The organism is Cylindrospermum stagnale PCC 7417, from assembly GCF_000317535.1.
GTDB classification, from domain to species: domain Bacteria; phylum Cyanobacteriota; class Cyanobacteriia; order Cyanobacteriales; family Nostocaceae; genus Cylindrospermum; species Cylindrospermum stagnale.
In genome coordinates, this window is record NC_019757.1 from 4,349,536 (window position 1) to 4,361,137 (window position 11,602).

An 11,602-nucleotide genomic window follows, 5' to 3' on the forward strand; every position below is an offset into this window, starting at 1 on the left:
TACACGTCTATGTAAAAAATATCTATGATGATGATCAGCGCCAACACCTGTTGAGCAAATTTTCTCAAGGAGTCTCGAAAAGAGATTGCATCAGATGCGCCGTTCTGCCTCCGTTCAAAGCCTGTTAATCTATGGTCTGAGCGGCCCGATTATCGCTCTTAACGTCTGGCTGCTGTCTGTATTTTTTCGTTATTTCCAACATCCAATCACTATTCTGAGTGTTGCAGCGATTCTGGCTTTTTTACTGAATTACCCGGTTAAATTCTTTGAACGGGCGCGGATTACGCGTACTCAAGCGGTAATCATCGTTTTGCTTTTAACTTTAACTTTGTTGATTATTTTGGGTGTCACCCTCGTACCGCTGTTAATTGACCAAACAATCCAACTATTAAATAAGATTCCTGATTGGTTAGCCACAAGTCAAGCCAACCTGGAGCAATTTGAGGCTTTGGCCAAGCAGCGGCGTTTACCCCTTGATCTGCGGGTGGTGAGTAATCAAATCAACGCCAATGTTCAAAATCTGGTGCAGCAGATAGCCTCTGGTGCAGTGGGATTTGCTGGCACCTTGTTGTCAGGATTACTTGACATGGTGTTAGTGGTCGTGCTGGCGTTTTATATGCTGCTATATGGCGATCGCGTTTGGACTGGTCTAGTCAATCTCTTACCGTCTAATATTGGCGTTCCCTTAACGGCGGCCTTACGGCTAAATTTCCAGAACTTTTTCCTCAGCCAGTTATTGTTAGGGCTGTTCATGATCGTCACCCTCACCCCAATTTTCTTATTTCTCAAAGTACCATTTGCTTTATTATTTGCCATACTCATCGGTATGAGCGAACTTATTCCCTTTATTGGGGCGACTCTAGGCATTGGTTTAGTGACGATTTTGTTACTCCTGCAAAATTGGTGGTTGGCATTTCCAGTTGCGGCAATGGCGATTCTCATGCAACAAATAAAAGATAATCTGTTAGCCCCCAAGTTACTCGGTGACTTTATCGGACTAAATCCCATCTGGATTTTTGTGGCAATTTTGATGGGATTTGAAATTGCTGGGTTATTGGGGACACTGGTAGCTGTGCCAATTGCTGGTACTGTCAAAGGTACATTCGATGCTATCAAGAGCGGTAAGTCCAATAACTTTGGCTCAAGTGTGACTATTGGTCATGACTCAACTTTAGATTAAGACAAAAATTTATAAGTTAAAAGTTAAAGATGGATGCTTCCGAGCTATTAAAAACAATTACACTCCTGATTGACCAAGCAAAACGAGGGGAAATTGACCCTTGGGATGTCCAGGTGATTGAGGTGATTGACCGTTACTTAGAGCTAATGGCACCGGAGGTAACAGCAAGAGGCTATGAAGCCGATTTGTCTCAGTCTGGACAGGCTTTTTTATCAGCATCCATGTTAGTATTATTCAAAGCTAACACCTTGGTACAATTGTCAACCGTAAGTGAAACCCAAGAAGATGTAGTAGATGATATGCTGGTGAGCGAGGACGGGACGTTACATCAGGCGCATCGTCTCCAATTAGAGCGACACTTGCGTCGCCGTACAGCGGCAATGCCACCACCAAAACGCCGCGTCACCCTGCAAGAGTTAATTGATCAATTGCAGATCATGGCAAACCAGCTAAAACTTGTACCCCAAGTCAGCAAACCTAACCGTCTCAAGCGTCAGCCCAGTGTCCAAACTATGCGGGAGGCACTAGAGTTAGCTCACCACGAAAATCTGACGGAAGTAGCTCTTGAACTGGAGCAGGTGTTGCATCTTTGGGCAAGCAAGCTACATTTAGAACATAATTGGTTGAATCTGGAACAACTTGTACAGATGTGGACTCAAACAAAGCAACCATACCAGAATGGTTCTGCCCATGAGTCAGAACACAGCCAGCTAGTTAGCGTTTTTTGGGCGCTATTACTTCTCAGTGCTCAATCCAAGGTAGAGCTATTTCAAGAGGACTTTTACCAGGAGATTAAAATTCGCTTAATCACAGAATCAGCCAACGCCTGCAAACCCTTGGAGCAGCAAATAAACTGAGTCTGTCCAAGCCAGCCATACAGATAATTTACTAATTTTTGCTTTAGCAAAACTCAGAATCCGAGTAAATTTAAAAGATAACTGATCGCTGGTGATCTGGTCATACCTACGGTTGCGACAACCAGCAAATTCCTGTTATGCCTGTTTTTAGGGATTATTTAGAGCAGAAATAAAAACAGATGATAAAGTATCACTCGATAAAAGCAAACTGGTTTGTGGCTAAGGAATAAAATTTTATGAAAGCGATGATTCTCGCGGCAGGTAAGGGTACTCGCGTGCGTCCTATTACCTATACCATTCCCAAACCGATGATTCCCATCCTGCAAAAGCCAGTGATGGAATTTTTGCTGGAATTATTACGCCAACATGGATTTGACCAGATTATGGTCAATGTTAGCCATTTAGCTGAAGAAATAGAAAACTATTTCCGTGATGGTCAGCGGTTTGGTGTGCAGATTGCCTATTCGTTTGAAGGGCAAATTGTTGATGGTAAACTCGAGGGCGCTGCCATCGGCTCTGCTGGGGGGATGCGGCGAATTCAAGACTTCTCGCCATTTTTTGATGATACTTTTGTGGTGTTGTGCGGTGATGCTTTGATTGACTTGGATTTGACTGCGGCAGTTAAGTGGCATAAATCTAAGGGGTCAATTGCTACCATCATCACGAAATCTGTCCCCGAAGAAGAAGTTTCTAGTTACGGTGTGGTCGTCACTGACGAAGATCATCGCGTCAAAGCTTTCCAAGAAAAACCCTCAACAGAAGAAGCCCTCAGTACCAACATCAATACAGGTATTTACATCTTTGAGCCTGAGGTTTTTAATTATATCCCCTCAGAAGTAGAGTATGACATTGGTAGCCAATTGTTCCCCAAACTGGTGGAAATCAATGCCCCTTTCTACGCTATCCCAATGGATTTTGAATGGGTAGATATTGGTAAAGTACCAGATTACTGGCGAGCGATTCGCGGTGTACTTCTAGGGGAAATCAAAAACGTGCAAATTCCTGGTCATGAAGTTGCTCCTGGAATCTACACTGGCTTAAATGTTGCTGTGAATTGGGACAAAGTGGAGATCACAGGCCCAGTTTATATTGGCGGGATGACGAGAATCGAAGACGGGGCAAAAATCGTCGGGCCAGCGATGATCGGCCCTAATTGCTGGATATGCAGCGGTGCAACAGTAGAAAACAGTGTGATTTTTGAATGGTCGCGCTTAGGGCCGGGAGTCCGCTTGGTTGATAAGCTGGTGTTTGGACGTTACTGCGTGGATAAGACCGGGGCGGCGATAGATGTCCAAGCTGCTGCTTTAGACTGGCTGATTACCGATGCCCGTCAGACACCACCATCCAACACCCCTGTTGAGCGACAAGCGATCGCTGAATTGTTGGGGACAAATGCTAATTAGTCATTAGTCATTAGTCATTAGTCATTGGTCATTAGTCATGAGTTATGAGACTTGGGACTAATGACCACTAACAACTAACTATTCAAATACGTATATCTTTGCAGGCTTTGCTCGTAAGTTTGTAGCAGTCGTTGAGATTCAGCTAGGGTGATGCGCTTGTCTTCTAAGGCTTTCTCGCAACGCTGACGGATTCTTTCCACCAAATCCTCGGAGTCGTACTGCACGTAACTTACTACTTCGCTCATCGTATCACCCTTGACCACATGCTCAATCTGGTAGCCTTTGGGCGTTAATTGGATATGAACGGCGTTGGTGTCCCCAAAGAGGTTATGCAAGTTGCCCATGATTTCCTGGTAAGCTCCATTGAGGAACATCCCCATATAATAGGCTTCTCCAGGCCTAAAGGTGTGCAGTTCTAAAACCGATTTGACATCGCGCAGGTCGATAAAGCGGTCAATTTTGCCATCACTGTCGCAGGTGAGGTCTGCTAAAATCGCTCGTCGCGTTGGTTCTTCATCTAGGCGGTGTATCGGCATGATCGGGAATAATTGGTCGATCGCCCAACAGTCTGGTGCCGATTGAAACACAGAAAGATTGATGTAGTAGATGGAAGCCATGATTTTCTCTAGGTCTTCCAGTTCGTCTGGTACGTATTCTTGCTGCCTAGTGATGGTGAGAATTTTTTGACAACAAGCCCAGTAAAGCCGCTCTGCTTTGGCTCGTTCTCTGAGGCGCAAAATTCCTAAATTAAAGCGGCTGATGGCTTCTTCTTTGAATTGGGCGGCGTCGTGGTAGAACTCCTGATAGTTCTCTTTGTTGATCGATTGGTAGGTTTCCCAAAGGTAATTAATTATGGGGGATTCTCCCTCTTGTGGGGGTTCTGGGAGGTCGAGGGGGACATCGCTGGTACTGAGAACGTCAAAGATGAGCACTGACTGATGGGAGGCGATCGCACGTCCACTTTCGCTAATCAGTGTTGGTACGGGAATTTGCCGTTCTGCACAGGTATCTTTTAACTCTGCCACGATGTCATTGGCATAGTTCTGCATGTTGTAATTTTTCGAGGCGTAGAAGTTGGTTTGCGAACCGTCATAATCGACACCCAATCCGCCACCAACATCGAGATATTTCATATTTCCGCCCAGCATCGCCAACTCCACATAGATGCGACTGGCTTCTTGGATGGCATCCTTAATCACATTAATCGCGGAGATTTGCGAACCAATATGGAAGTGCAACAACTGCAAAGAATCCAGCAGGTCAGCGTCCCGTAACTTGTCCACGGCTTCGATAATTTCGGGAATCGTCAACCCAAATTTAGCGCGATCGCCAGTTGAAGTTCCCCAGCGTCCCATCCCTTGGGTGCTTAACTTAGCACGAACCCCCAAAATAGGCTTAATCCCCAGTTGCTTGTTAGCAGCAATCACCAAATCGACTTCTTCCACCTGTTCTAAGACGATAATTGGCGTTTGCCCTAGTCTTTGGGCTAACATTGCTGTTTCGATGTATTCTCGGTCTTTATAGCCGTTGCAGATTAACAAGGCTCCTGCTGTATCCAGCAAAGCTAGAGCAATCATCAATTCTGGCTTTGAGCCGGCTTCTAAACCAAATTGATGGGGTTTACCAAACCGGACTAAATCTTCTATTAAGTGCCGCTGCTGGTTACACTTGACGGGAAACACACCACGATAAACGCCAGGGTAATTGTAGCGGGCGATCGCTTTAGCAAAACAAGCATTCAACCGCTCAATCCGATCTTCCAAAATATCGGAAAAGCGAATCAGCATCGGTAGCCCCAAATTACGCTGCTTCAAGGCGTTGACTAATTCAAACAAGTCTAGAGAACCGCCACGATCTCCCTTGGGAGAAACAGTGACGTGACCAGCAGCGCTAATCGAAAAATAAGGCTGTCCCCAACCTTCAATCCGGTAAAGGTCTTCGCTATCCTCAATTTTCCAAGAGCGCGGCAAATCTCCTGTAGTACTACTAGGTGGTAGCAGCTTTTTTTGCTTATTATTTTTTACTTCAGACTTGTGTCCGTTGGTTGGTAGTTTAACCACCTCATCCGATGTAGCACTTGACTCGACACCCATTTCTTCCTGACCTCTGTGTTTTACCCACGAACAATTTAACGCATTCATCTGGTAACGGATATCCACTAACGAGATAATTTCTGCGATAAACTCTGATTGGTCATTAGTCATTGGTCATTAGTCATTAGTCCTTGGCTAAGAATAAAAAGCCTTTCGACTAGTGGACAAAGGACAACTGAACAAAAGACAACGGACTAATTCAAAAATTTTATTAAGTTTTGGGAGACAGCAATGGAGCGTACATTTTTAGCAATTAAGCCTGATGGAGTACAACGTGGACTGGTAGCGGAAATTATCGGTCGCTTTGAAACTAAAGGCTTTACCCTCGTTGGCTTGAAGTTCTTGAAAGTCAGCCAGGAATTAGCACAACAACACTATGGTGTTCACCGGTCAAGACCCTTTTTTGCTAGTTTGGTCGAATTTATCACTTCCGGGCCTGTGGTAGCGATGGTGTGGGAAGGTGATGGCGTAATTGCCTCTGCGAGAAAAATAATTGGGGCGACAAACCCATTAACCGCGGAGCCAGGAACGATTCGGGGCGATTTTGGAATTAATATTGGGCGCAACCTGATTCATGGTTCTGATGCTCCAGAAACGGCACAAAAAGAAATTGCCCTGTGGTTTAAGGATGAAGAATTAGTCAGTTGGCAACCGCAATTAACACCTTGGTTGCACGAATAATTTAGGCTAGGTGATGGGTAATTGGTAATGGGTGATGGGTAATTGGGGAAGAGAAAAAGCTTCTTACCTATGACCCATGACCCACCTGCTTATTTTGACACTTCGGTTTTCTCTGCTTCTTCTGGGGCTAATTCAACGACAGTGCGTTTGGAAAATCCCCAGATGAAGATGAGGGCGATCGCACTAATCACAAGCCATTCTGGTGGTACTAAATTATCGTTGACCACTTTCAACAGCAGGCGCAAGCCGACAAAAGCCACCGTAATATAACCTGCGTCTTCTAGGTTTTCATATTCATCTAGCCAGCGGATGAACAATCCCGCCATGTATCGCAGTATGATAATGCCAAGGGTTGCGCCTGTAAGTACCAACCACTTTTCTTGAGAAACGGCGATCGCAGTTGTGACGCTATCTAAAGAAAAAGCTAGATCCGTAAAGGCTAACACTGGTATTGCCTGCCACAGCGACTTAAAACGCGGGCCGTGGTGGTGACTCTCCTCGCCTTCGTCAGAGGTAAAGTGTTGGAATACTAACCACAGCAGGTAAGCAGCGCCCAATAGTTCAAATTGCCAATATGCTTGTACCCAAGTGGCTGTGAGGATCAAGCTGATTCGCAAGACGTAAGCAAAGACTAAACCAATGTTGAGGGCTTTCCCCTCAAGTTCTTTGTCTTCCAGCCCTTGGGCGATTGCTGCGAGTGCGATCGCATTATCAGCAGACAGCACCGCCTCTAACATCACCAAAATTAGCAGGACTATTAAGGCTTCAATGCTGAAGTGAAAGTTCAGGTAATCAAAAATTTGGTCTAGCATCCAGGTTTCTCAAGCAGGAAAAATTAAAAATTAACAGGTACAGAGATTTTCTAACTATAAAAGTACAATAAATTGCTACCTTCTTAATTCAGCTTAACGCGACTGTGAGCCACAAGATTACTACTAGCTACAGGAAAGAGAACCAAAATTAGTACGTCGCCATATTACGGCTTGACTATTTTTTACTCAAGAATTAGATTGATCGAGTCCTGCTTAAGACTTCATGACTAAATTAGTCAACATGGTGTTCATCTTGTTGACCGACTCGATGTACTCTCGTTCTGGCAATGATTCCGCCACAATGCCTGCCCCAGCGTTCAAGTAGACAGAATCACCATATTGGTAAGCTGAACGAATGGCGATCGCTAAATCTGACGCTCCCTCGCTGTTTATGTAACCAATGGCACCAGCATAAAGTCCTCGCGGCTCGTCTTCTAGACGGTCAATCCATTCCAGCGCCCGGTGTTTGTCAATTCCGGATACGGTAATTCCAGGAAATAAAGCCTTCATCGCATCCCATGAGGTCAATCCTTGTTTGAGTTGACCACCAACCTGTGATGATAAATGCTGCACAGTCCGGTACTTTTTCACTTCCATGAAGTCAAGAATCTGAACAGTTTGGGGCAAACAAACCGAAGCCATCTCGCTTTGCGCCAGCCAGATCGAAAGTGCATGTTCTTTCACTTCCTTCGCATCGGAGAATAATTCGCCCTGTAGACTAGCATCTTCTTCTGAGCTAGAACCTCTAGGTCGAGTTCCTGCTAGCGGATTGGTAACGACGAAGCCACCAGCGGTGGATTTCATAAAAATCTCAGGACTAAAGCCTACAGCAGATACATCTCCTAGACCCAGACAATATGAGCGTGCTGAATTGTTATTCTTGGCTCCTAATACATAGGTTCCAAGAACATCCATATTGCCTTTCACCTTCAGATGGCGGGAAATAATGGCTTTATGTAACTGACCGCTTTGAATCGCCGAAATCATAGTATCAACCTGATTTTGATAATGCTGTTTATCAGCAAAATCCAGGACTATAGGTGTGGCGATATAGTCTTTTAGTTGGCTATCGCCGAATAACACTTCAGTGATTTTCGTTGGCAATCTGATGCTTTTGACATATACTCCCTTAGGAGTGATGTGAATTTCTGTTTCTGGAACCATAAAATAGAGTAATGGCTGCTGGATTGCTTTTGAGTAGGGGTAGTAGAAGCGGGATATATCGAAGCCTACGTAACCATAAGCTGTCCAATTTTTCACTGGTAAAGAGGCAAGGGCGGATTCTACCTGTTTGAGTGGATCGCTAATCGCCTCCGTACAGATCGTTTGTCCCTTATAGCTAAGTGAAACGGTTTCAGTGCTTACTGATACCTCAGCTAACACATTTCCAGCAATGCGTATTGAGTTTTTACTTTCGTACATCACGTAGTTAGAAAACCGTCCTGAGGACAGCAGATTCTGCAACAGAATCAAAGGCTCCATCGGTTCGGGGATGAACAATTCGTAATAAGTTAGGAAACCACTTGCTATTTGGTGCATGGGCTTACTTCTATCTTTTGATGCTTCAACCTCCAGTAGCATAAGAGGCACATAGATCAAACCTGCGCTGTCTGGAGGGTTACTTTCAACAGATTTATCGACTAAATCGCCAATAAATTCTTGCCGTAAGTCTTCAGGTATCCTGGCAGTAATGGAATTTAACGTTGATCGAATAAACCCTCTCAATCCTTCTTTTCCTTGAAAAATCATATGGGTCTGTTTTAACTCCACCCGCTTGGCTTTTAAACCACACTCTTCTAATAGAGCCTGATATTCATTGGTTTCGTAAAAAGCATAAGACCAAGGGAAATTATCGAAATTGCGATCGCTAATACAAAAGCCGTAGCCCAGTGAAAAGGCTCATTCTGCCAAACTGTGTCCCAAATTTTTCCTATTCCCACAAAGCACCCCTCGTGTTTATCTTGATTACAACTTGCTAAATCGCGCGATTTCGTCAGCAGAGAGAACCGTGTTCGCTTCCCGCACAGGCAAATGTGCTGCATCCAAGCGGTTATCTGTCAGTTCCCGAAGTCTTAAGCTGTAAAGTTTTTCACCCTCCGCTTCAGTGTCCTCAACTAAATAAACCTGTTCTGGTGCATAGCTTCTCAGCAAACGCACCTGCAAACAGGTTTTTAAATCTCGTGATGAGGTTGATAGGGATGAATTTTCACCAAAAAGTTCACGCGCTGCTTTCCAAGCGTGATTAAGCGCCGTAATCTCCTTAAGCAATTGCTCCAGAGAGCAATGCAACAGTTCCGCAGTTTCAGCCATCTACGCTTTTACCCTACTTACCTGTGCTTCAACAAGCTTTTATTCCCTGATATGGAGACGAAGTTAACTTTTTTTTGCTAAATCTATACTGAATAAAAGTAATAACCTGACTACAAGCTGCCAAAAGCTAGGTAAAAATGTGTTACGAATTGTAGGTTGGGTAGAACGTAGTGAAACCCAACAAATTCGCGGATATGTTGGGTTTCGTTCGTCTACCCAACCTACGTAGACGTTAAGCTTTAGGCTTAACTGAACTGTATTGTAATATATAGTTTAAATAGATATGCTAGTGATGCTAGACACTAAGGAAATCCAACATGATGATTGGTAAGACTAAGTTACATCCCCACAAAATAGTTTTGTGTCTGGGTGTGGTTTGTGGGGTTTTGGGTGTGGTGAGTCCCGATACCGTATCTTCTCAAACTATTCCTGTACGCATAGTTAGGGTTACGGCTACGGGAGGTACTACTTTCAAACTGCGAGATAGCTGGTATCAACAATCATCTCAGATAGCAAATGACAAAAAATGCCCTGTTAAACCAGGTGAGAAATTTTTTGTTTCTTCTATTAAAAGAAGTATTAGTAATAGTCCGACACCTCCCAAAGGTAATAGCGAACGCATCGCTGATTACTGGGAAGTAACATTTGAGCAACCCCTCTTATGCGATCAGCAAAGTGAAACTCAGCAAACCTGGTTTGTTTATAAAAAGCACGTCCAAGAATTAAAAACTGTCGTTGTCCCCTAGTGGAATTAGAGAATTATTAAAAACTAAATTCCCAGATTTAAGCCTAAGAATAATATAGCCTGGGTTAGCAGGCTGCGTTATGGAGCCAGTGACTTCAGCCTGAGGACTGAAATATCACAATATTTCTGCGAACTTTGCCAACAAATTATCTGCTAAATCCCATAACTCGACATCATCTATCTGGGAATTTGTTTCATGGTTATTTCCTCCACCAATTAACAAATTTCGCACAGAACATCTCCGGAGATTCGCTTCAGTAATGCTCCAAGATTCTTCTAAGTTCACCGCTAACTCAAAAAGTGAACGTTCTCCTAAATTCTGCCTGATTTTCACAGCCACAGCATCATCGCTGACTAGAAATTCTTTAATAGAATCTAATGCAGAAGCGCTGATATCTTCATCACTGCCCCAATTTTCTAACCAATCTCCATCTACATCTTCAACATAAAGATGGACAAAATCAAGCCCGTAGTTTAGCCATTCCTGCTGCATTTTGCGTGCAGCGGCTAAAGCTTCAGCAAATGTGTCTGTTTGAGGGTTGCTGTTGACTTCTTTTTGATTAAGCATAAATGCTGTTTGGGGCGGGTTAAGGATGTAGAGGACAAGATAAATGTTTCGATATCATGCAGAAAAATTCAAATACTTTCTATCAGCAAGATTATCACTGTTATATAGTGTCAGGGTGACTAACTGGTTGATAAAGTTGTCATCTCCGGGGTTGTAACTTAAGAACATTCCTCGTTCTATTTCCCATAATTGGAGTGTGTTTTGCCAGTCTTGATACTTTTGGCGATTAAATTCTTCACCGACACTAGTGACTTGAATACACAGTGGTTTCTGTTGATGATTGCAGATGATTAAATCGGTTGCCATAGAAAGGTCGGCAATATAGCGCTGCCAAAAACTCCCTCCACGACGGACAATATCTTGGGCTATTAATTTAATAATATCACCATCATCTTGATTAAATTCTCCTGCCATCATTTTTTTCTTCCAAATATAAAACTTGGAGTCGGTGGCATTTATCCACCTAGGAAACAGGTAACTATACCAATATCTTTCGTTAGGTGTCATTTGCTCGAACTTTGACTGTTGTTCTACTTCGGAAGGTAGAGATTTTATTACCAGCCAAATTGTAGAATCCGTAATCACCTCTAGGAGGAAAGCCAAGACAAATGGTTTAGCAGTCAGTGAGCCTGGTTTGATATCTTTTACCCAACGGTTGATTTCATCTAATCTTCTAGCTAAGTTCGGGTCTATCGAGGAGGCTTGCTCGATGAGTAACTTTAGCTTATCCTTAATTTCTTTTGCTTGCAAACTATGCCCTACTTTTCAGTAACTAATGCTCTTCTTACAAATTTATACCTTTTCTCAGTATTTTTGTTGGACGGTGCTACCTGGAGATCAGCCGCTACGCATCTAAGTTTTTGATCCGCTATTCATGAGGAAGTCACGAAACAGATTACCGTTATAGCAGGAGCATTTTGTCGGGTTGAGATAACCTAGCAATCTCCGCGCAG

At 43.7% G+C, this 11,602-nt stretch carries 11 protein-coding genes; 5 read left to right on the forward strand and 6 right to left on the reverse strand.

All coding sequences use genetic code 11. The features are described 5' to 3' along the window. The first annotated feature begins 94 nt into the window (after window positions 1–94). The 3 genes from CYLST_RS18210 (at window position 95) to CYLST_RS18220 (ending at window position 3,440) form a co-directional block, all read left to right on the forward strand. Window positions 95–1,180: an AI-2E family transporter gene (locus CYLST_RS18210; protein ID WP_015209191.1), complete on the forward strand. Its 1,086-nt coding sequence runs from the start codon at window positions 95–97 to the stop codon at window positions 1,178–1,180. Between the two features lie 29 nt (window positions 1,181–1,209). Continuing rightward, entirely contained in the window at window positions 1,210–2,037 is an 828-nt protein-coding gene (locus tag CYLST_RS18215) for a segregation/condensation protein A (RefSeq protein WP_015209192.1), read from the forward strand. 236 nt (window positions 2,038–2,273) lie between these two features. Beyond that, window positions 2,274–3,440: a nucleotidyltransferase family protein gene (locus CYLST_RS18220; RefSeq protein WP_015209193.1), complete on the forward strand. Its 1,167-nt coding sequence runs from the start codon at window positions 2,274–2,276 to the stop codon at window positions 3,438–3,440. 74 nt (window positions 3,441–3,514) lie between these two features. On the opposite strand, the gene speA is transcribed toward CYLST_RS18220, so the two are convergent. Continuing rightward, the gene (speA, locus tag CYLST_RS18225; RefSeq protein ID WP_041233726.1) at window positions 3,515–5,533 is read right to left on the reverse strand and encodes a biosynthetic arginine decarboxylase; all 2,019 of its coding nucleotides are present in this window, start codon (window positions 5,531–5,533) and stop codon (window positions 3,515–3,517) included. Window positions 5,534–5,764: 231 nt separating this feature from the next. On the opposite strand from speA, the gene ndk reads away from it, so the two are divergent. Then, on the forward strand, window positions 5,765–6,214 hold the full coding sequence (gene ndk / locus CYLST_RS18230; RefSeq protein ID WP_015209195.1) for a nucleoside-diphosphate kinase: 450 nt from the start codon (window positions 5,765–5,767) through the stop codon (window positions 6,212–6,214). Between the two features lie 89 nt (window positions 6,215–6,303). Here ndk and CYLST_RS18235 read toward each other — a convergent pair whose 3' ends face one another. The 3 genes from CYLST_RS18235 to CYLST_RS18245 all read right to left on the reverse strand — a co-directional run bounded on the left by CYLST_RS18235 (window position 6,304) and on the right by CYLST_RS18245 (window position 9,336). Beyond that, on the reverse strand, window positions 6,304–7,026 hold the full coding sequence (locus tag CYLST_RS18235; protein ID WP_015209196.1) for a TerC family protein: 723 nt from the start codon (window positions 7,024–7,026) through the stop codon (window positions 6,304–6,306). Between the two features lie 213 nt (window positions 7,027–7,239). Beyond that, a complete protein-coding gene (locus CYLST_RS18240) occupies window positions 7,240–8,565 on the reverse strand; it encodes a salicylate synthase (RefSeq protein WP_015209197.1) in 1,326 nt (441 codons plus the stop codon). 426 nt (window positions 8,566–8,991) lie between these two features. Further along, the gene (locus CYLST_RS18245) at window positions 8,992–9,336 is read right to left on the reverse strand and encodes a hypothetical protein (RefSeq protein ID WP_015209198.1); all 345 of its coding nucleotides are present in this window, start codon (window positions 9,334–9,336) and stop codon (window positions 8,992–8,994) included. 317 nt (window positions 9,337–9,653) lie between these two features. Here CYLST_RS18245 and CYLST_RS18250 point away from each other — a divergent pair, with 317 nt between their 5' ends. Then, window positions 9,654–10,082, forward strand: coding sequence for a hypothetical protein (locus tag CYLST_RS18250; protein WP_015209199.1), 429 nt, complete (start codon window positions 9,654–9,656; stop codon window positions 10,080–10,082). Between the two features lie 114 nt (window positions 10,083–10,196). Here the strand turns inward: CYLST_RS18250 and CYLST_RS18255 are convergent, their stop codons facing one another. After that, entirely contained in the window at window positions 10,197–10,649 is a 453-nt protein-coding gene (locus tag CYLST_RS18255; protein WP_015209200.1) for a hypothetical protein, read from the reverse strand. 54 nt (window positions 10,650–10,703) lie between these two features. Next, window positions 10,704–11,399: a hypothetical protein gene (locus tag CYLST_RS18260; protein WP_015209201.1), complete on the reverse strand. Its 696-nt coding sequence runs from the start codon at window positions 11,397–11,399 to the stop codon at window positions 10,704–10,706. Window positions 11,400–11,602 lie beyond the last annotated feature (203 nt).